General features: G+C 63.4%; 16 protein-coding genes and 1 pseudogene. 15 read left to right on the top strand and 2 right to left on the bottom strand.

Annotation, left to right across the window (positions count from 1 at the left end; genetic code table 11):
• Window positions 1-46 precede the first annotated feature (46 nt).
• The gene (locus NKH02_RS09760) at window positions 47-901 is read right to left on the bottom strand and encodes a MetQ/NlpA family lipoprotein (protein ID WP_352878240.1); all 855 of its coding nucleotides are present in this window, start codon (window positions 899-901) and stop codon (window positions 47-49) included.
• Window positions 902-1,402: 501 nt separating this feature from the next.
• Between NKH02_RS09760 and hpaR the strand changes: the two genes are divergently transcribed.
• The 15 genes and pseudogenes from hpaR to NKH02_RS09685 all read left to right on the top strand — a co-directional run bounded on the left by hpaR (window position 1,403) and on the right by NKH02_RS09685 (window position 18,376).
• Entirely contained in the window at window positions 1,403-1,798 is a 396-nt protein-coding gene (gene hpaR / locus NKH02_RS09755) for a homoprotocatechuate degradation operon regulator HpaR (protein WP_352878277.1), read from the top strand.
• 395 nt (window positions 1,799-2,193) lie between these two features.
• Window positions 2,194-2,422, top strand: a pseudogene (locus tag NKH02_RS09750) (cupin domain-containing protein); the annotation flags it as partial.
• A 779-nt stretch (window positions 2,423-3,201) separates the two neighbouring features.
• Window positions 3,202-4,296: a transporter substrate-binding protein gene (locus NKH02_RS09745; protein WP_352878237.1), complete on the top strand. Its 1,095-nt coding sequence runs from the start codon at window positions 3,202-3,204 to the stop codon at window positions 4,294-4,296.
• Window positions 4,293-4,910 (top strand): ANTAR domain-containing response regulator, encoded by a 618-nt coding sequence (locus NKH02_RS09740; RefSeq protein ID WP_352870246.1) that lies wholly within the window; start codon window positions 4,293-4,295, stop codon window positions 4,908-4,910. The genes NKH02_RS09745 and NKH02_RS09740 overlap by 4 nt, the downstream gene beginning before the upstream one ends.
• Before the next feature lie 19 nt (window positions 4,911-4,929).
• Window positions 4,930-5,796: an ABC transporter permease gene (locus NKH02_RS09735; RefSeq protein ID WP_352870321.1), complete on the top strand. Its 867-nt coding sequence runs from the start codon at window positions 4,930-4,932 to the stop codon at window positions 5,794-5,796.
• Window positions 5,793-6,713: an ABC transporter permease gene (locus NKH02_RS09730; RefSeq protein ID WP_352878234.1), complete on the top strand. Its 921-nt coding sequence runs from the start codon at window positions 5,793-5,795 to the stop codon at window positions 6,711-6,713. Before NKH02_RS09735 ends, NKH02_RS09730 begins: the two co-directional genes overlap by 4 nt.
• Before the next feature lie 64 nt (window positions 6,714-6,777).
• Entirely contained in the window at window positions 6,778-8,421 is a 1,644-nt protein-coding gene (locus NKH02_RS09725) for an ABC transporter substrate-binding protein (protein ID WP_352878231.1), read from the top strand.
• Window positions 8,411-9,355 carry an acetamidase/formamidase family protein gene (locus NKH02_RS09720; RefSeq protein ID WP_352878228.1) on the top strand — a complete coding sequence of 315 codons (945 nt, stop codon included), beginning with the start codon at window positions 8,411-8,413 and terminating at the stop codon, window positions 9,353-9,355. The genes NKH02_RS09725 and NKH02_RS09720 overlap by 11 nt, the downstream gene beginning before the upstream one ends.
• A 208-nt stretch (window positions 9,356-9,563) precedes the next feature.
• The gene (locus NKH02_RS09715) at window positions 9,564-11,327 is read left to right on the top strand and encodes an ABC transporter ATP-binding protein (RefSeq protein WP_352878226.1); all 1,764 of its coding nucleotides are present in this window, start codon (window positions 9,564-9,566) and stop codon (window positions 11,325-11,327) included.
• A gap of 247 nt (window positions 11,328-11,574) precedes the next feature.
• Window positions 11,575-12,783, top strand: coding sequence for an ABC transporter substrate-binding protein (locus NKH02_RS09710; protein WP_352870241.1), 1,209 nt, complete (start codon window positions 11,575-11,577; stop codon window positions 12,781-12,783).
• Window positions 12,784-12,794: 11 nt separating this feature from the next.
• A complete protein-coding gene (locus NKH02_RS09705; RefSeq protein WP_352878223.1) occupies window positions 12,795-13,574 on the top strand; it encodes an ABC transporter ATP-binding protein in 780 nt (259 codons plus the stop codon).
• Entirely contained in the window at window positions 13,567-14,277 is a 711-nt protein-coding gene (locus NKH02_RS09700) for an ABC transporter ATP-binding protein (protein ID WP_352878220.1), read from the top strand. Before NKH02_RS09705 ends, NKH02_RS09700 begins: the two co-directional genes overlap by 8 nt.
• A 7-nt stretch (window positions 14,278-14,284) precedes the next feature.
• On the top strand, window positions 14,285-15,172 hold the full coding sequence (locus tag NKH02_RS09695; RefSeq protein ID WP_352878217.1) for a branched-chain amino acid ABC transporter permease: 888 nt from the start codon (window positions 14,285-14,287) through the stop codon (window positions 15,170-15,172).
• Window positions 15,173-15,215: 43 nt separating this feature from the next.
• Entirely contained in the window at window positions 15,216-16,187 is a 972-nt protein-coding gene (locus NKH02_RS09690) for a branched-chain amino acid ABC transporter permease (protein ID WP_352878275.1), read from the top strand.
• A gap of 245 nt (window positions 16,188-16,432) precedes the next feature.
• The gene (locus tag NKH02_RS09685) at window positions 16,433-18,376 is read left to right on the top strand and encodes an adenylate/guanylate cyclase domain-containing protein (protein ID WP_352878215.1); all 1,944 of its coding nucleotides are present in this window, start codon (window positions 16,433-16,435) and stop codon (window positions 18,374-18,376) included.
• Between the two features lie 171 nt (window positions 18,377-18,547).
• Here NKH02_RS09685 and NKH02_RS09680 read toward each other — a convergent pair whose 3' ends face one another.
• On the bottom strand, window positions 18,548-19,528 hold the full coding sequence (locus tag NKH02_RS09680) for a 2-dehydropantoate 2-reductase (protein WP_352878212.1): 981 nt from the start codon (window positions 19,526-19,528) through the stop codon (window positions 18,548-18,550).
• Window positions 19,529-19,530 lie beyond the last annotated feature (2 nt).

Genomic DNA, 19,530 nt, shown 5'->3' with positions numbered 1-19,530 from the left:
CGGACCGCCTTGCAGTCAAAGCAGACGCTTTAGCGCCTGTATGTCCTCAATAGGCGCTGAGGCCGGTGCCCTTGTAGACCTTGTCGAACTCGGCTTTCACCGCCTCGTTCTGGTACGAAGCCACCAGCGTCTTCACCCAGGCCTCGTTCTCGTTGCCGGCTTTTACCGCGATGAAGTTGCGGTACGGATTGTCGGCAATGGGCTCCTGCGCGATGCGGTTTTCCGGCGTCAGCCCGCTTTTCAGCGCCCAGTCGGTGTTGACCACGGCGGCATCGAGATCCTCCACCGAGCGTCCGACGATGCCGGCATCGAGTTCCTTGATCACCACATTCTTTGCGTTTTCGGCGATGTCGGCCGTGGTGGCCAAGATGCCGGTCCCGGCCTTCAGCTTGATCACGCCTTCATTCTGCAGGACGCGCAGCGCCCGGCCTTCATTGGAGGGGTCGTTCGGCACGCCGATGACCGCGCCCTCGGGCAGCTCGGCGACCTTGGTGTATTTCTTCGAGTAGAGGCCGATCGGCCAGACGCCGGTGTAGCCGACACGGACGATGTGATAGCCCTGCGTCTTGATCTGGTTGTCGAGATAAGGCTGGTGCTGGAAGGCGTTGGCGTCGATTTCGCCGCGCTCCAGCGCCTCGTTGGGCTGGGTGTAGTCGTTGAACACCACGGTCTCGATGGTGAGTCCCTTTTCGGCCGCCTGGGCGACGACGACCCGCCAGACATCCTCGTCCTCGCCGCTGATGATACCGACCTTGATCGCCTTCTTGTCTTCGGCGAACGACACGCTGGGCGCCATCAGGCTGCCGACCGCGACGGCCGATGCGAACAGCAGGGCAAGGCCGCTGCGCCGGTTGACGGTTGACCAAAGGGAAGATGGCAAAGTGTTTTTGAAGTCGGGCATGATTGATCTCTGCGGTTGTGAAGTCATGGCAGCCGGCCGGATTGCCTAGCCTTGGTCACATCCTCAGAAATTCTATGGATTATATCAAAGAACGCGTTTCGCCGTTCTCGCCAAAGCCGGGAATATTCTCTCAAAAATTTGAAGAGCGTGAGCAAAAGACGCCGCCTGACAGGCCGCGGTGGGTCTGGTGCGATCCTGTACCCTCGAGAGGAGATCAGATTCGGAGAAGGCTCAGCGCCACATCGACCTTGGCATCGAGATTGGCCGAATACTCGATGGAGAAGTGAGGCACGGCGCTTCGTTCCCAGGGTTATTGCTTTGTTGTAGTTAACGCGTTAATTACATGCGGCATCCACGAAGTCAAGTCTTGCATCGGGTTTGGCGCAACGATACGGGATGGCAGGAACGGGCCTTGGCTGAGGGAAGGCCTGTTTTCGATCGCAAGCCAGCGTGGGGAGACTGTTTTTCTTGCTGCCTGAAAACACCCGTCGTTCCCTGCCGATGGCGCTCCTTCACGCCCGTGAAGCGGTGATGGCGCGGTTTCGCCCGATGCTCGCGGCGCATGACGTGACCGAACAGCAATGGCGCGTGCTGCGTGTGTTGAGCGAAGCCGGCCCGGTCGAGGCGACGGAGCTTGCCGATCGCGCCTCGGTGCTGCCGCCCAGCCTGACGCGCATCATCAAGGCGCTCGAGGGGCGGAAATTCATCACCCGCAACAAGGCGGAAGTCGACGGCCGCCGCGTCGTGCTGACCATCGCCCCGGCCGGCTCCGCCTTGATCGACGCCCTGTCGCCCGAGCGGCGCGTCATCTATGACGACATCGAACAGCGTTTTGGCCACGACAAGCTTGAGCAACTGCTCGATCTCCTGGAAAGCCTGATCGACGGCGAGAGCTGAGACAGTTCAGCACCTCCGCGCGGAAGTTTGACTGGTCGCCTGCGTTACAGGCCGCATGCCTTGAAGATTGGCGGAAACATCAATCGCTTCGTCATCCTATGGCGGAGCAAGGAGCGAAGCGACGCGGCGCAGACCGTAGGATGACGAAGTTGGGGGGAGGCTTCGGCCAACTTCGAATGTTCGTGTAGCGCTACCAGCGAAAACTCACCCGCCAAAGCTGCCAAGCCGCGTCGGCTGTGTATAGTTGCGATCGACATAGAGCATGTGGTCATGCGTCAGCACGTTGACGCAGAAGCGCCGGTTGGACAGGAACACCCCTTGTCGGCACGGAAATCTTCCGATCGCATCTTGGATCCTCCCTTAACGCGTTAACTATGGCGTTGGTTGCCAGAAATGCCCGCGCAAACGTTCATCTTGGCCAGGTCGCGGCGCACAAACATCCGCAGATGGGCCAGATCACCTATTGGACCGGCGGCTCCGGCACCTACCGCATTGAAGACCGGTCCTGGGACTTTTCCGCGCCCGCCGTCAGCTTCGTTGCCGAGTACGATCGTGCATGGCTTCTCGATCGGGCCGGGCGCCGACGCCATCGTCGTGTCGGTCGCCGACGATGCGCTCGCCGCCCGTGGCCACTTTTTCGTGAAGCCGCACGGGTTGATCCAAGCGACTGTTTGCCTAGGTAAAAGGAGCGGCGGGCGCCACGCAAATCCCACAATCGGTATGACATTTTCCTGTATTCGAAAGCTTGCCCTTCCTGTTCTGTTCGTCGGCATGCAATCCTCCTGTGTCATTCCCGACGATACGTCGCGCGTCGCCAAGGTTGACCCCACGGTGGCGGCGGCTCGCAAGGAGATGGTCGGCCTCAGCGAAGCCGACGTCCGGATGTGCGCGGGGTTTCCGACCGCCACCGCTGACGCTGGCCGATCGGGCCAGATCTGGACCTATAAGCGCGTCGTTCAGCGCGGCAATCTCAGCATTGTCGTCCCAACCCTGGCGGTAGGCGCGATCCCGGTGGTCGGCGGCTCCGTCAATGTCGCTCCAGGCGGCTATTGCGACACGCAAATTCGCATGGTCGACGGCCGCGTTGCCGAAGTTGCCTACGCCGGCGACAACAATCTGCCGAACAGCCGCGACGCGCTTTGTGTCAGCACGGTGGACGCCTGCTTGGCCTATGCCCGCCAACACAGTCAGAGGCCGGCGGCCAGATAGCTGGCGGCAATGAGACAGCGATGGCAGGCAGTGGGTGTCGCACGCGGATATCGTTGGGGGCTTGACTGACCGCCCCTACCGAATAGGTTAGCCATCGGAAAAATACCGGCTCTGATCGCCGGGCGGCAAATATGCCTCGTATGCCTCGCCCTCCGGCGCTGGCTGCGGGGCATTGTCATTTCTAGGGGATCTGTTTGAAACGGCGCATCGAGATCGGCATCCTCTATTCCCGCTCGGGGAGCTATCAGCTCGTGTCCGATGCGTGCCGCATGGGCGCCATGCGCGCGATCGCCGACATCAACGCCGACCGGAGCTCAGGCATCGAGCTGGTGCCGGTCGAGCGCGATCCGCAAAGCAATGCCGATCGCTACGCGACGCTTTGCGAGGACATCTTCAAGACCAGCAGCGCGCGCCATGTCGTCGGCTGCGTCACCTCCTGGAGCCGCAAGGAGACGATTCCCGTGCTGGAGAAGGCGGGCGGCATGCTCTGGTACGCCTGCCCCTACGAGGGCTTCGAGGCCAACGAGCATGTCGTCTACATGCACGCCTGCCCCAACCAGCATCTGGTGCCGTTGATGGCGCATGTCGTGCCGCGCTTCGGCGCCAACGGCTTCCTGCTCGGCTCGAACTATATCTGGGGCTGGGAGATGAACCGCGTCGCGCGCGACCTGATCGCCGATGCCGGCGGCAAGGTCCTGGGCGAGCGCTATCTGCGCATCGGCGAGACCGACGTGTCGCGCCTGATCGCGGAGATCCGCGCCACGCGGCCGAACTTCGTCCTCAACAATTTGATCGGCACGTCGTCTTACGCCTTCCTGGCGGCCTATCGCGACCTCGCGGCTGAGGATCTAGCCTTCAGCCCGGAAGCCTGCCCGGTCATCTCCTGCAACCTCACCGAGGGCGAGCTGCCGGCGATCGGTGTATCAGGCAATGGGCATTTGTCGGTTGGGCCGTATTTCGCGCCACGCCCGGCCGCATTCGCCTCGTCCTTCGAGGCCTCGGCCTATGCCTCCGTGCAAGTGATGGCCGACGTGCTCTCCAGCGATCCCGATGCCGGCCCGGCGGAATTCTCCAAAGCCTTCGCCGAACGGCGCTTCTCCACCCGGCTAGGGCCGATCGCCATCGACGCCCACTCCCAGCACGCCACGCTGCCCGTGATCATCGGGCGCATCGCGGATGGCTTCTTCGAGGTCGTCAGCCGCGAGGACGAGGTCGCGCCGGACCCTTATCTGTCGCGCTACGACCCCGCCAAAACGTTCGGCCGTCCGCGCCTGAGGGTGGTGTCGTGACGAGGACGCCGCGCATCCCCAATCTCGGTGGCGCCAGGGCCTTCATCCTGCATCGCCCGCATCCGACGGTGCAGGCCATCACCCGGCAATTGTCGGCCATCGGCCTGATCACGCTGGACTGCTGGCCCGAACTGCCGCCCGAGGCGTTGGCGGCCGATTTCGTCTTCTTCGACGCCGATCTCGGCTTTGACGAGCAATTCCCGTGGAAGCCGGGCGAAGCGCCGATGCCGCTGGTGGCGCTGATCGGTTCGGAGGCGCCGGGCCGCATCGAATGGGCGCTGTCGCACAAGGCCGATGCGCAACTGCTGAAGCCCGTCGGCAATGCCGGCGTTTACAGCGCGCTGCTGATCGCGAGGCAGAGCTTCGAGGCGCGCAAACACCTGGCCAGCGAGATCGCTTCGCTTCGCCAGCGTGTCGCCGAGCGTCAGACCATCGTACGCGCGGTGGCCGCACTGTCGAAAGGCACGGATGACGAGCGCGCCTATGCGCGGCTGCGCTCGCTGGCGATGAGCTGGCAGATCAGCGTCGAGGATGCCGCGCGCCGGATCGTGGCGATGACAAGCGAGGAAGCAACGGGGGAAGAAGGCGGCGATGACCAGTCCCATCGCGCCTGATCTCCCGGCGGCCGGGCGCATGCCGGTCAAGCCGCGCGCCGGCGTCTGGCGCCGTCTGGTCAAACGCCGTCTGGCCATGCTCGGCCTGGTGATCGTCGCCATCGTCGTCGCCGGCGCCGTGCTGGCGCCGTGGCTGACCGGCTACGACCCAAACGAGCAGATGTTCGACGGCCTGACCATCGAGGGCTCGCCCTTGCCGCCGGATGCAAAATTCTGGCTGGGCACCGATCTGCTCGGCCGCGATCTCCTGACCCGCATCCTCTATGGCGCCCGCACCTCGCTGATCATCGGCATCGTCGCCAATGGCGTGGCGCTGTTCATCGGCACGCTGGTCGGCGTCACCGCGGGCTATTTCCGCGGCTGGATAGGCGGCGCGCTGATGCGCTTCACCGATCTGATGATGGCGTTCCCGGCGCTGCTGCTCGCCATCTGCCTGGCGGCGGTATTCCAGCCCAGCCTGTGGATCGTCGCCATGGTCATCGCCCTGGTCAACTGGGTGCAGACCGCGCGCGTCATCTATACCGAAACCTCATCGCTCGCCGAGCGCGAGTTCATCGACGCCGAACGCACCATTGGGGCGAGCGCGCCGCGCATCCTGTTTCGCCACATCCTGCCGCATCTCCTGCCGACCATCATCGTCTGGGGCACGCTCGGCATTTCGACCACCGTGCTGCTCGAAGCGACGCTCTCCTTCCTCGGCATCGGCGTGCAGCCGCCTACCGCGTCCTGGGGCAACATCATCTTCGAGAACCAGACCTATTTCCAGGCGGCACCCTGGCTGGTGTTCTTCCCAGGTGCCGCGATCCTGGCGCTGGCGCTGGCCTTCAACCTGATTGGCGATGCGCTGCGCGACATCCTCGATCCGACGCAAAGAGGCCGGGCATGATCGCCTATCTCGGCCGCCGCCTCATCCAGTCGCTGCTCATCCTGCTCGGCGTCTCGCTGATCACCTTCGCGCTGCTCTACCTCTTGCCGGCCGACCCAGTGCGACAGATCGCCGGCCGCAGCGCCACGCCGCAGACGGTCGAGAACATCCGCCAGCAGCTCGGCCTCGACCAGCCCTTCGTCGTCCAGTACTGGCGCTATCTGGTCAGGCTGCTCAGCGGCGATCTCGGCCGCTCCTACATCCAGCGCTCCGAGGTCACCGAGCTGATCGTCTCGCGGCTGCCGGCCAGCTTGCTGCTGATGGTCGGCGCCATCCTGTGCGAGCTGCTGCTCGGCCTCGGCATGGGCCTGATCGCCGCCGTCAAGCGCGGCACCGCCACCGACCAGACCTTGATGGTCGCCTCCTTCGTCGGCGTCTCGGCACCGCAATTCGTCGTCGGCCTGCTGCTGCTCTACGTCTTTGCCGTGCGGCTCAGCTGGTTTCCGATCGGCGGCTACGGCACCTGGCGTCATCTGGTGCTGCCGTCGCTGACCATGGGCATCCTCGGCGCCGGCTGGTACGCGCGCATGATGCGCTCGTCGATGATCGACGTGCTGCGCCAGGACTATGTCCGCACCGCGCGCGCAAAGGGCCTGGCGCGCCGCGCCATCCTCTTCCGCCATGCGCTGCCCAACGCCATCCTGCCGGTCATCGCCATGATCGGCATCGACATCGGCATCTTCATGGGCGGCATCGTCGTCGTCGAAAGCGTGTTCGGCTGGCCCGGCATCGGCCAACTGGCGTGGCAGGCCATTCAGCGGGTCGACATTCCGATCATCATGGGCGTCACGCTGGTGTCGGCCTTCGCCATCGTGCTCGGCAATCTGCTTGCCGACATCATCGCGCCGTTCATCGATCCCCGCATCAAGCTCAGGTGACAACCGGACCTGAGCGAAAACAACATGACATGACTGAAACCAAACAGAGAAAGGGAACATAAAAATGAAAAAGTTTCTCGCATCCACGGTAGCGGCATCGGCGCTGGCGCTGATGCTCGGCATGACAAGCGCCCGCGCCGAGGACACCGTCGATCCGAACGCCAAGCAGGGCGGCGCCATCACCCTCACCTACAAGGACGACGTCGCCACGCTCGATCCGGCGATCGGCTATGACTGGCAGAACTGGTCGATGATCAAGAGCCTGTTCGACGGGCTGATGGACTACGAGCCGGGCACCACCAACCTGAAGCCGGACCTCGCCGAAAGCTACGAGATCGCGCCCGACGGCAAGACCTTCACCTTCAAGCTGCGCCATGGTGTGAAATTCCACAATGGCCGCGAGATGACCGCCGACGACGTGAAATATTCGCTCGACCGCGTCACCAATCCGAAGACCCAGAGCCCCGGCGCCGGCTTTTTCGGCTCGATCAAGGGCTATGACGACGTCGCCGCCGGCAAGGCCGAGAGCCTTTCCGGCGTCACCGTCGTCGATCCCTACACGGTCAAGTTCGAGCTGACCCGTCCCGATGCCACCTTCCTGCATGTCATGGCCATCAACTTCTCACATGTCGTGCCGAAGGAAGAGGTCGAGAAATACGGCGCCGATTTCGGCAAGCATCCGGTCGGCACCGGTGCCTTCAAGCTCGCCGAATGGACGCTCGGCCAGCGCATCGTCTTTGAGCGCAATGCGGACTACTGGCACAAGGGGCTGCCGCATCTGGACAAGATCACCTTCGAGATCGGCCAGGAGCCGATCGTGGCGCTGCTGCGCCTGCAGAAGGGTGAGATCGACGTCCCCGGCGACGGTATTCCGCCAGCCAAGTTCCAGGAGGTGATGGCCGATCCCGAGCAGAAGGCGCGCGTCGTCGAAGGCGGTCAGCTGCACACCGGCTACGTCACCATGAACACCACCATGGCTCCGTTCGACAATGTGAAGGTGCGCCAGGCGGTCAACATGGCGATCAACAAGGCGCGCATCATCCAGATCATCAACGGCCGCGCCGTGCCGGCCAACCAGCCGCTTCCGCCGTCGATGCCTGGCTACGACAAGGAGTACAAGGGCTACCCCTACGACGTCGCCAAGGCCAAGGCGCTGCTTGCCGAAGCCGGCCATCCCGATGGGTTCGACACGCAGCTGTTCGCCATGAACACCGATCCCAACCCGCGCATCGCCCAGGCGATCCAGCAGGACCTGGCGGCGATCGGCATCAAGGCCAGCATCCAGTCGCTCGCCCAGGCCAACGTCATCGCCGCCGGCGGCGACAAGGCCGGCGCGCCGATGATCTGGTCCGGCGGCATGGCCTGGATCGCCGACTTCCCCGACCCGTCGAACTTCTACGGCCCGATCCTCGGCTGCGCTGGTGCGGTGCCGGGCGGCTGGAACTGGTCGTGGTATTGCAACAAGGATCTCGACGCCAAGGCGGCCGAGGCCGACTCGGTGGTCGATCCGGCCAAGGCCGGCGAGCGCGACAAGATGTGGAGCGCCATCTACGACAAGGTGATGGAGGACGCGCCCTGGGCGCCGGTCTTCAACGAGCAGCGCTTCACCATGAAATCGGCGCGCATGGGCGGCGCCGACAACCTCTATGTCGACCCGGTCCATATTCCGATCAACTACGACAATGTGTACGTAAAAGATGTGCAGTAGCTGCGACTACACCATCCACGGGCGCCATCATCATTTCGGCTGGGACAATTCGTTTGCCCCGGCCGAGCGGGTGGCGCCCGGCTCGACCATCGAGTTCCAGTGCCTCGATGCCGGCGGCGGCCAGCTGAAGCCCGACAGCACCGTTGCCGACGTCGCCAAGCTCGATTTCGCCATGGTCAATCCGGTGACCGGTCCGATCTTCGTCGAGGGTGCCGAACCGGGTGACGCGCTGAAGGTGACGATCGAGCTGTTCAAACCGTCCGGCTTCGGCTGGACGGCCAACATTCCGGGTTTCGGCCTGCTCGCCGACGAGTTCAAGGAGCCGGCGCTGAACATCTGGAAATATGACGCCGGTTCACTCGAGCCGGCGCTGTTCGGTAAAAACGCCCGCGTGCCGTTGAAACCGTTCGCCGGCACCATCGGCAACGCACCTGCCGAGATGGGCCACCACTCGGTGGTGCCGCCACGCCGCGTCGGCGGCAATCTCGACATCCGCGATCTCGCCGCCGGCACCACGCTCTATCTGCCGGTGGAAGTGGCGGGCGCGCTGTTTTCGGTCGGCGACACCCATGCCGCGCAAGGCGACGGCGAGGTCTGCGGCACGGCGATCGAAAGCCCGATGGATGTCGTGCTCAAGCTCGACCTGGTCAAGGATGCCAGGCTGAAGACGCCGCGCTTCACCACATCCGGCCCGGTGACGCGCCATCTCGATGCCAAGGGCTATGAGGTGACGACCGGCATCGGTCCTGACCTGATGGCAGGCGCCAGGGAAGCGGTTGCCCAGATGATCGATTTGCTTTCCGCTCGCTACAAACTCGACCCGGCCGAGGCCTACATGCTGGCCTCGGTGTGCGGCGATCTCCGCATCAGCGAGATCGTCGACATGCCGAACTGGGTGGTGTCGTTCTACTTCCCACGCTGCGTGTTTGAATGAGAGGTCGGCGCCAAGGCACCCCCCTCTGCCCTGCCGGGCATCTCCCCCGCAAGGGGGGAGATCGGATGTCACGACGGGCTTCGCCACTTTTCAACAGTGACGAATGGACGCCGCGGCAAAACCGCCAATCTCCCCCCTTGCGGGGGAGATGTCCGGCAGGACAGAGGGGGGTGTGCCGGAGTAAATTCCTCTCGGGGTCACACGCGCAATGACCTCAACCCCCAAACCCATCCTCGACATCGCCAACCTCTCCGTCAGCGTGCGCGGCGAGGATGGCGAGCGCGAGGTCGTCTCCAACCTGTCGCTGAGGCTGACGCGCGGCGAAACGCTGTGCATCGCCGGCGAATCCGGCTCCGGCAAATCGATGACCGCGCTGGCGATCATGCAATTGCTGCCGCAGCCTGCCGCCCGGATTTCCTCCGGCACCATCCGGCTCGGTGAGACCGAGCTCACAGCGCTCGACGAGAGCCGGATGCGGCGCATTCGCGGCGACCGCATCGCCATGATCTTCCAGGAGCCGATGACCTCGCTCAACCCGGTGCTGTCGATCGGCCGGCAGCTGACCGAATCCATCGAAGCGCACACCAGCCTGTCGCCAACCGAGGCCCGCCAGCGCGCCATCGAGGCGCTGAAGGCGGTGCGGATTTCCGAAGCCGAAAGCCGGCTAAAGCAATTTCCGCACGAACTCTCCGGCGGCATGCGCCAGCGCGTGATGATCGCCATGGCACTGGCGCTCGAACCCGACGTGCTGATCGCCGACGAGCCGACGACGGCGCTCGACGTTACCGTGCAGGGCGAGGTGCTGGAACTGTTGCGCGACCTGCAGCGTCAGCATGGCACCAGCGTCATCCTCATCACCCACGACATGGGCGTCGTCGCCGAAATGGCCGACCGCGTCATCATCATGCGGCATGGCCGCATGGTCGAAGAGGGAAAAACATCAGACATCTTCGCCCGGCCGCGGGCCGACTACACGCGCGAGCTGCTTGCCGCCGTGCCGCGCATCGGCGGTGGCGTCGGCCGCCAGAAATCCAGGGATGCCGAGACGGTGACGCCGGCCAATGTCGCTGATGTCAACGATCTGCATGTCCGCTTCGATCTGCGTGGCGGCATCTTCGGTCGGGTCACCCGCCGCGTCCACGCCGTCGAAGGCGTCAGCTTTTCGATCGCGCCCAACGAGACGCTGGCGCTGGTCGGCGAGTCCGGCTGCGGCAAGTCGACCACCGCCAAGGCGCTGGCCGGATTGGTGCCTTACAGCGGCGACATCGTCATCGGTGACCGCAACCTGTCGGGCCTCGGGCGCGACGAGCGCAAGGCGGTGCGCCGCGACGTGCAGATGATCTTCCAGGACCCGTACGCCTCGCTCGATCCGCGCATGCGCGTCGGCGACCTCGTCGCCGAGCCGTTGCTGATCCATGGCATCGCGTCGAAGGAAGAGCGCAGCCAGCGTGTCGCGGGGCTGTTCGAGCGCGTCGGCCTGTCGGCCGACCAGATGGAGCTTTATCCGCATGAATTTTCCGGCGGTCAGCGCCAGCGCGTTTGTATCGCGCGCGCTCTTGCGCTGCGGCCGAAGCTGATCATCGCCGATGAAAGCGTCTCGGCGCTCGACGTCTCGGTCCAGGCGCGCGTGCTCGATCTGTTGAAGGAATTGCAGCGCGATTTCGGCGTCGCCTATCTCTTCATCTCGCACGACATGGCGGTGGTCGAGAACATTTCCGACCGCGTCGCCATCATGTATCTCGGCCAGATCGTGGAAATGGGCACGCGCGACCAGGTCTTTTCCAACCCGCGCCACCCCTATACAAGACGGCTGATCGAAGCCGCGCCGGTGCCCGACCCGGGCAAGCGAAGAAGCCGCTTCGCCCGCCTCGACAAGGAGATCCCGAGCGCCACCCGCAAGATCGGCGAGGCGCCGCTGAAGCTGGCGCTAATGGATGTCGGCAACGGCCATCTGGTCGCCGCGGAGGGCTGAGCACGTCGTAGCGGCGCCGGAATTCCAGCAGCTCGGGACAACCGCCGTGACGCCCGGACGGTTCACATGTTGGTGTTTCATCTCGGGCTCATGGCCGGCATTATGCCGCCAAAGCGGCATCGCCTCGAATATGAAATTCGCCATTGCCCCTTGCCGTCCATCCCCATTTTCCTCATGTTCAGCTGTGCTTTGCAGATGATCGATCGTAGGGGGCGGCCGGATTCATCGTAATGGGAGGAAGTAGACCATGAAGGCATGTTATCTCGTTTCTGCCGCCCTTCTCGCCGCGGCCGCGATCCCCGCCTCGGCCGCCGAGATTTCCGACGGCAAGGTCAAGATCGGTATCCTCAATGACCAGTCGGGCGTCTATGCCGATTTCGGCGGCAAGTGGTCGGTCGAGGCGGCCAGGATGGCGGTCGAGGATTTCGGCGGCAAGGTGCAGGGAGCGTCGGTCGAAATCATCAGCGCCGACCACCAGAACAAGCCTGACATCGCCTCCAACGTCGCGCGGCAGTGGTACGACACCGAACAGGTCGATGCCATCATGGAACTGACGACCTCTTCGGTGGCGCTAGCGGTCCAGGGGATTTCCAAGGAAAAGAAGAAGATCGATATCGTCACCGGTGCGGCGACCACCGAGCTGACCGGCAAGCAGTGCTCGCCCTACGGCTTCCACTGGGCTTATGACACCCACTCGCAGGCGGTGGGAACCGGCGGCTCTCTCGTGCAGCAGGGCGGCGACAGCTGGTTCTTAGTCACCGTCGACTATGCATTCGGCTATTCGCTCAAGGAGCAGACCGCCAAGTTCGTCGAGAGCCATGGCGGCAAGGTGTTGGGCGAAGTGCGTTATCCCCTGGGGGCGACCGATTATTCGTCCTTCCTGCTGCAGGCGCAATCGTCGGGCGCCAAGGTCATCGGTCTGGCCAATGCCGGCCTCGACACCTCCAACTCCATCAAGCAGGCGGCCGAATTCGGCATCGTCCAGGGCGGCCAGCGTCTTGCAGCACTTCTCTTCACGCTGGCCGAGGTGCATGGGCTTGGCCTTCAGGCGGCGCAGGGCGTCGTGCTGACCGAGGGTTTCTACTGGGATCGCGATGACAAGAGCCGCGAATTCGCGCAGCGCTTTTTCAAGCGCACCAACCGCATGCCGAACATGATCCAGGCCGCCACCTACTCGGCGGTGACGCAATACCTGAAGGCGATCGACAAGGCCGGCACCGACGAGACCGAAGCCGTCGCCAAGCAATTGCATTCGATGCCGGTGAACGACGTTTTTACGGCCAACGGCAAGGTGCAGGCGGACGGCAACATGATCCACGACATGTATCTCTATCAGGTCAAGTCGCCAGCCGAGAGCACCAAGGAGTGGGACTACTATAAATACCTCGCCACCATCCCTGGCAACGAGGCCTTCCTGAGCGAGAAGGAAAGCGGCTGTCCGACGGCCAGCCAGTGATCGGCGCGGCCATGGCGCCGCCTGACTTGAACGCGAACGAGCCGCTTGTGGTGCTTTCCGCCCGCGGTTTGCGGCGTGACTTTGCCGGCTTCGTCGCCGTCAAGAACGTCGATCTCGATGTCCGCCATGGCAACATCCATGCGCTGATCGGACCCAACGGCGCCGGCAAGACGACCGTCTTCAATCTGCTCACCAAGTTCCTGGCGCCGACCAGCGGCAGGATCGAGCTGCTCGGCCACGATATCACCCGAACCTCGCCGGCCAGGGTCGCGCGGATGGGTCTGGTGCGCTCGTTCCAGATATCGGCGATTTTTCCGCACCTCAGCGTACTCGACAATGTGCGCGTCGCGCTGCAGCGGCCGGGCGGGCTCAGCGTTCAATTCTGGCGCTCGCTCGCGGCACTCGATCGGCTGACGCCGCGCGCCGTGGAACTGCTGCGGTCGGTCGGTCTCGACGACGCCAGGAACAGGCTCGCCGGCGATCTCTCCTATGGCAGGAAACGCGTGCTGGAGATCGCCACGACACTGGCGCTCGATCCGAAAGTGTTGCTGCTGGACGAGCCGATGGCCGGCATGGGGAATGAGGACGTGGCCACGGTTTCCGACCTCATCCGCTCGGTGGCCAAGGATCGCGCCGTGCTGATGGTCGAGCACAATCTGACTGTCGTGGCCGACCTTTGCGACTGGATAACGGTCATGCAGCGCGGCGAGGTCCTTGCCGCCGGCGACTACGCCACCGTCAGCCGCGACGAACGCGTGAAGGTCGCCTATATGGGCACCGCCGATGAGTAGTGCTGGGCCTCTCCTTGCGGTCAGCGGTCTCAACGCCTGGTATGGCGAGGGCCAAGCGCTGCACGGCGTCGATCTGGAGGTGTTTGCCGGCGAGACGGTCACGCTGCTCGGCCGCAACGGCGTCGGCAAGACGACGACGCTGCGCTCCATCATGGGGCTGATCCGCAAGCGAACCGGCCAGATCGCTTTCGACGGCAAGGACCTGATGCGGCTGCCGCTGCACCGCACCGCCCATCAAGGCATCGGCTTCGTGCCGGAGGAACGCGGCATCTTCGCGACGCTGACCGTCGACGAGAATCTGGTGCTGCCGCCGGTCGTCGCCGAGGGCGGCATGAGCGTCGAGGAAATATTCGAACTCTTCCCCAATCTGAAGGAGCGCCGCAACAGCCCCGGCACCAGGCTGTCTGGCGGCGAACAGCAGATGCTGGCGATCGCACGCATGCTGCGAACCGGCGTGAAAATGCTGCTTCTCGACGAGCCGACGGAGGGTCTCGCTCCCGTCATCGTGCAGCGCATCGGCGAGTTGCTGGCGACGTTGAAAAAGCGCGGCGTGACGATCCTGCTGGTCGAGCAGAACTTCCGCTTCGCCAGCCGTGTCGCCGACCGTTTCTATCTGATGGAGCACGGCAAGGTCGTGGCGGGGTTTCCGGTCGGCGAGCTGCCGGACCGCATGACGCTGCTGCACGAAGTCCTGGGTGTATGATGGCGCCATGACGATGATCTTCGGAATCCCCGTTCAGGCCTTCCTCGGCCAGTTGCTGGTCGGGCTGATCAACGGCTCGTTCTACGCCATGCTGAGCCTGGGTCTGGCCGTCATATTCGGCCTGCTGCGCGTCATCAATTTCGCCCATGGCGCCCAGTATATGCTCGGCGCCTTCGTCGGTTATCTGCTTCTGACCTATCTCGGCATCGGCTATTGGCCCGCCTTGATCCTTGCGCCGCTGATCGTCGGCGTCTTCGGCATCGTTGTCGAGCGCCTGGCGCTGTCGAGGCTGTACGATCTCGATCCGCTCTACGGCCTGCTCTTCACCTTCGGCCTCGCGCTCGTGCTCGAGGGCATATTCCGCTACCACTACGGCGTCTCGGGAAACGCCTACGCCGTGCCGCCGCTGCTTTCCGGCGGCACCAATCTCGGCTTCATGTTCCTGCCCAACTATCGCGGCTGGGTGGTGGTCGCCTCGCTGATCGTCTGCTTCGGAACCTGGGCGCTGATCGAGAAGACCAGGTTGGGTTCCTACCTGCGCGCGGCGACCGAGAATCCCCGCCTCGTCCAGGCTTTCGGCGTCAACGTGCCGTTGCTGCTGACCCTGACCTACGGCCTCGGCTCAGCCCTTGCCGGGCTTGCCGGTATTCTGGCGGCACCCGTCTATCAGGTGAGCCCGCTGATGGGATCGGATCTCATCATCGTCGTCTTCGCGGTCGTCGTGGTCGGCGGCATGGGATCGATCCTTGGCGCGATCGTCACCGGCTACATGCTCGGCCTCGCCGAAGGCCTGACCAAGGTCTTCTACCCCGAGGCCTCCAACCTCGTGGTCTTCGTCATCATGGCCATCGTGCTGCTGGTCCGGCCGGCCGGCCTGTTCGGAAGGGATGCCTGACATGTCGGAAGGGACATCCGAGATGTCGGAAGCGACATCCGACATGGCCGAACTGACGCTTCGCGAGAAGCCCGTCAGGACCTCGGCACGGCTCGAATGGACGCTGGTCGGGCTCGGCATCCTGGCGCTGCTGGTGGCGCCTTTCCTGGTCTATCCGATCTTCCTGATGAAGATGCTGTGCTTCGCGCTGTTTGCCTGCGCGTTCAATCTCCTGCTTGGTTACACTGGGCTGTTGTCGTTCGGCCATGCCACCTTCTTTGGCGGCGCCGCCTACTTCACCGCGCATGCCGTCAAGATCTGGGGCTGGCCGCCGGAAGCGGGCATCCTGCTCGGCATGGCTGGCGCCGCCCTGCTCGGCCTTGTCATGGGCTTCTTCGCCATTCGCCGGCAAGGCATCTATTTCGCCATGATCACGCTGGCGCTGTCGCAGATGTTCTTCTTCTTCTGCGTGCAGGCGCCCTTCACGCAAGGCGAGGACGGCATCCAAGGCGTGCCGCGCGGCATCCTGTTCGGCGTGCTCGACCTGAACGTGTCGCTGAACATGTACTATTTCGTGCTGGTGGTGTTCCTGATCGGCGTCTTCGCCATCTGGCGCATCGTCAATTCGCCGTTCGGCATGATCCTGCGTTCGATCCGGGAAAACGAGAACCGCGCCATTTCGCTGGGCTATTCCGTCGCCAACTACAAGCTGGGCGCCTTCGTGATGTCGGCGGCGCTGGCCGGGCTGGCCGGCTCGCTCAAGGCGATCGTTTTCCAGTTCGCCACGCTCACCGACGTCACCTGGCAGATGTCGGGCGAGGTGATCCTGATGACGCTCCTCGGCGGCATCGGCACGATGGTCGGGCCGATCATCGGCGCGAGCCTGGTCATCGGACTGGAAAACACCCTTGCCACCTCCGGTTTTCCGGTGACCATCGCCACCGGCCTGATCTTCATGGTGTGCGTGCTGATCTTCCGGCGCGGCATTGTCGGCGAATTTTATGCGCGGGTGATCAAGCGGGCGGGGAAGGAGTGATCGGCTCCAGATCGACTGCGCGTGATTGAGCGGACCTCGTCAGGGGCGCTTTGCCCGTTGTAGAAACGTCTTGATCGGGGGCCGGAAGCGGACTTGCGGCTTGGAGGCCTGGAATGTGAGAAGCGGACGTTCAGGCGCCCCCATCGACGCGATCTGACCCAACGCGGAAGTCGGGCCGGATAGACTCCAGGCCAGATTACCAATACATTCCCAGATGCCGGGCTTTCTGAAAGTCTTCAACCCACATGGCCGAGATTCGAACCCAACGCCGCCTTGCCGCGATTCTGGCTGCTGATGTCGTTGGCTTTTCGCGCCTCATGGAGCACGACGAGGCTGGCACACTGGCCGCTCTTAAAGCGCGGCGGCGCGATGTTCTGGTTCCATTGGTTGCCCAGTACCACGGCCGCGTGGTCAAGGTGATGGGCGACGGTGTGCTGGTGGAATTTGGCAGTGCGGTTGATGCCGTCCAATGCGCCGTCGAATTACAAAAGGGTTTTACCGGGGCCAACGAGAGCGTGGCGGAGGCCTACCGCATCGTCCTGCGTATCGGCATCAATCTGGGCGACGTCATCGTCGAGGGTAGCGATCTCTATGGCGACGGTGTCAACGTGGCAGCCCGGCTGGAGGGTCTGGCTGAGCCCGGCGGCATCTACGTCTCCGCCACCGTGCACGATCATGTCACCGGCAAGCTGACATTGGCGTTCGACGATCTCGGCGAGCACGCGCTCAAGAATATCGCAAAGCCGGTGCAGGTTTACCGCGCCGGAACAGGCGGGACCGGCAAAAGCGCGGTGCCTCAACTCCCGGATAAACCCTCGATCGCGGTTCTGCCCTTTGTCAACATGAGCGGCGATCCCGAGCAGGAGTACTTTTCCGACGGCATCACCGAGGACATTATCACCGACCTTTCGAAGGTGTCCGGACTCTCCGTCGTCGCGCGCAATACCGTCTTTACCTTCAAGGGCAAGGCGGTATTAATCGAGGAAGTGGCGAAGAAGCTGAATGTCGCCTACGTCCTGGAGGGAAGTGTACGCAAGGCTGGAGGACGGGTGCGCATCACGGCTCAGCTAATCAATGGTCGTGGCGGTGACCATATTTGGGCCGAGCGATATGACCGGACGCTGGACGATATCTTCAAACTGCAGGACGATATTTCCAAGACCATAGTCGATGTCCTCAAAGTGAAGCTGTTGCCCGAAGAACTGGAGACTATTACAAACCGCTCGACCGACAACCCAGAGGCTTACGAGACGCTGTTGATGGGCAGGTCGTTCCTCAACAGGGGAGTCGAGACCAAGTTTATCAAAACAGCGCAGCGACTGTTTGCTAGAGCCGTTGAAATTGACCCAAATTATGCGCGCGCTTATGCCGCTTTGGCTGATTGTGAGTGGCTTCTGTTGACTTGCAACGATCCCGACGCCTGCTTCGAGGCAGTCCTTTCCAACAGCACACGGGCGCTGGAACTTGAGCCAGGTCTCGCCGACGCCCACGCATCACGTGGCGGGGCCTTGTTCGTAAATGGCCGGTATGCCGAGGCGGAAGTGGAGTTCGAGCGAGCTTTAGAGTTAGACGCCAGTTCTTCCGATACCTATTTCTCTTACGGCCGGAATTGTTTCATTCAAGGTCAATACGAGAAAGCTGCCGGTCTGTACCAGCGTGCCGTATCGTTGTCACCCGATGACTATCGGGTCTGGATCAATCTAGTGATGGTCTATGTTTCACTTGGCCGCAGCGACGACGCCAAGGAAGCAGCAAGGCAAGGTGTGCTGCGAGTGGAAAAGGAAGTCAAAGCGCATCCCGACAATGCCACCGCGCTATGTTACGGGGCCACAATGCTGGCGGAGATTGGCGAGATTGAACGCGCGCTGTCGTGGGCCTCCCGTGCTGAAATGTTCGCCGGAGACAACATTGCGGTTCAGTACAACATGGGCTGTTTTTATGCGAAGCTGGGCAAGACGGAGCAGGCTATCGATTGCCTGGAACGTCAGCTAACTGCATCACATGCCTACCTCATTTTGCGCATGCCTTGGATGCGTCAGGATAGCGACCTCGACTCGCTCCGCGCTCAGCCCCGTTATGTCGCGCTTGTCAATCGGATGGGGGCCCAAATAGCCGCGACTGGAGCTCGAATATCAGCAGGCCACGAGGAGAGTGAAGCAATGACCCTGAATATTATGCCCAGAAAATGAGTTGGTTGAAGGCAGGTCCGTTCCTGGCGCAACTACGCCCTCAAGCGCGGTCGCCGGTAATGTCCGCTGTAAGGCGGTGGCACAACTAACTTTAACGGCCGACATGGGGCGCATAGCCGCCACCGCGCATCATCGGGACAGGCCGCTGCTTCAAAGCTTCGACGCCACCCTTCACCCATAACACCCGCGCTCCACCGCCAGCCGCCGCACCAGCGCCAGCACGGCATCGATGGTCGGCGTCGGCTTGTCCGTTAGCCGGCCAAGTTCCTGCACCGCGCTCACCAGCGCGTCGATCTCCATCGGCCGGCCGCGCTCCAGGTCCTGCAGCATCGAGGTCTTGTGCTCGCCGACATCGCCGGCGCCCTTGATGCGCCGGTCGACCGCTATGGGAAAACGCACGCCGAGGCTTTCGCCGATCGCCTGCGCCTCCAGCATCATGGTGCGGGCGAGCGTGCGGGTGCCTTCGTCGGCGACGATTCCCGCAAGCGTGCTGCCGGTCAGCGCCGAGATCGGGTTGAAGGAGAGATTGCCCCACAGCTTCACCCAGATTTCGCCGCGTATGTCGTCGCGCACCGGCGCCTGCAAGCCGGCCTTGACCATTTCCTCGGCCAGAAGCGTCACCCGCTCGCTGCGCTCGCCGGAGGGTTCGCCGAGCGAGAAACGCTTGCCCTCGACATGGCGAATGAGGCCGGGGGCGTCCACTTCGACGGCGGGATAGACGACCGAGCCGATGACGCGCTCCGGCCCGATCCGCCGCCAGATCGTGCCGCCGGGATCGACCGCGTTCAGCCTGGTGCCTTCGAGCAGCCCGCTGACGCCATGGAAATACCACCACGGCACGCCGTTCTGCATGGTGACGACGGATGTGTGTTCCCCAAGCAGCGGCGCGATCTGGTCAAGCGCTGAGGTGAGGGAGTGCGCCTTCAGCGCCAGCACCACATAGTCCTGCGCGCCAAGTTCCTCGGCCTTGGCGGCGGCGCGGACGGGGACCGACGTCTCCTGGCCATCCTCGATCAGGCGCAGGCCGTTTGCCTCGATCGCTTCCAGATGCGCGCCGCGCGCGACGATCGATAGATCGGTCCGCCCGGCAATGGCAAGCCTGGCCGCGAGATAGCCGCCGATCGCACCGGCGCCGAAGATGGTGATCTTCATCG

The sequence above is a fragment of the Mesorhizobium sp. M1396 genome (assembly GCF_040317725.1).
In the GTDB taxonomy this organism is placed as follows: Bacteria; Pseudomonadota; Alphaproteobacteria; order Rhizobiales; family Rhizobiaceae; genus Mesorhizobium.
The sequence above is the reverse complement of the archived record's forward strand: the minus strand, read 5'-3'. Positions and strand labels throughout refer to the sequence as shown.

What these genes read in the sequence shown, in the direction of transcription:
- NKH02_RS09760 (WP_352878240.1), bottom strand. Translation starts at nt 901, where the DNA reads ATGCCCGACTTCAAAAACACTTTGCCATCTTCCCTTTGGTCAACCGTC.
- hpaR (WP_352878277.1), top strand. Translation starts at nt 1,403, where the DNA reads ATGGCGCTCCTTCACGCCCGTGAAGCGGTGATGGCGCGGTTTCGCCCG.
- NKH02_RS09735 (WP_352870321.1), top strand. Translation starts at nt 4,930, where the DNA reads ATGCCGGTCAAGCCGCGCGCCGGCGTCTGGCGCCGTCTGGTCAAACGC.
- NKH02_RS09730 (WP_352878234.1), top strand. Translation starts at nt 5,793, where the DNA reads ATGATCGCCTATCTCGGCCGCCGCCTCATCCAGTCGCTGCTCATCCTG.
- NKH02_RS09725 (WP_352878231.1), top strand. Translation starts at nt 6,778, where the DNA reads ATGAAAAAGTTTCTCGCATCCACGGTAGCGGCATCGGCGCTGGCGCTG.
- NKH02_RS09720 (WP_352878228.1), top strand. Translation starts at nt 8,411, where the DNA reads ATGTGCAGTAGCTGCGACTACACCATCCACGGGCGCCATCATCATTTC.
- NKH02_RS09715 (WP_352878226.1), top strand. Translation starts at nt 9,564, where the DNA reads ATGACCTCAACCCCCAAACCCATCCTCGACATCGCCAACCTCTCCGTC.
- NKH02_RS09710 (WP_352870241.1), top strand. Translation starts at nt 11,575, where the DNA reads ATGAAGGCATGTTATCTCGTTTCTGCCGCCCTTCTCGCCGCGGCCGCG.
- NKH02_RS09705 (WP_352878223.1), top strand. Translation starts at nt 12,795, where the DNA reads ATGGCGCCGCCTGACTTGAACGCGAACGAGCCGCTTGTGGTGCTTTCC.
- NKH02_RS09700 (WP_352878220.1), top strand. Translation starts at nt 13,567, where the DNA reads ATGAGTAGTGCTGGGCCTCTCCTTGCGGTCAGCGGTCTCAACGCCTGG.
- NKH02_RS09695 (WP_352878217.1), top strand. Translation starts at nt 14,285, where the DNA reads ATGACGATGATCTTCGGAATCCCCGTTCAGGCCTTCCTCGGCCAGTTG.
- NKH02_RS09690 (WP_352878275.1), top strand. Translation starts at nt 15,216, where the DNA reads ATGGCCGAACTGACGCTTCGCGAGAAGCCCGTCAGGACCTCGGCACGG.
- NKH02_RS09685 (WP_352878215.1), top strand. Translation starts at nt 16,433, where the DNA reads ATGGCCGAGATTCGAACCCAACGCCGCCTTGCCGCGATTCTGGCTGCT.
- NKH02_RS09680 (WP_352878212.1), bottom strand. Translation starts at nt 19,528, where the DNA reads ATGAAGATCACCATCTTCGGCGCCGGTGCGATCGGCGGCTATCTCGCG.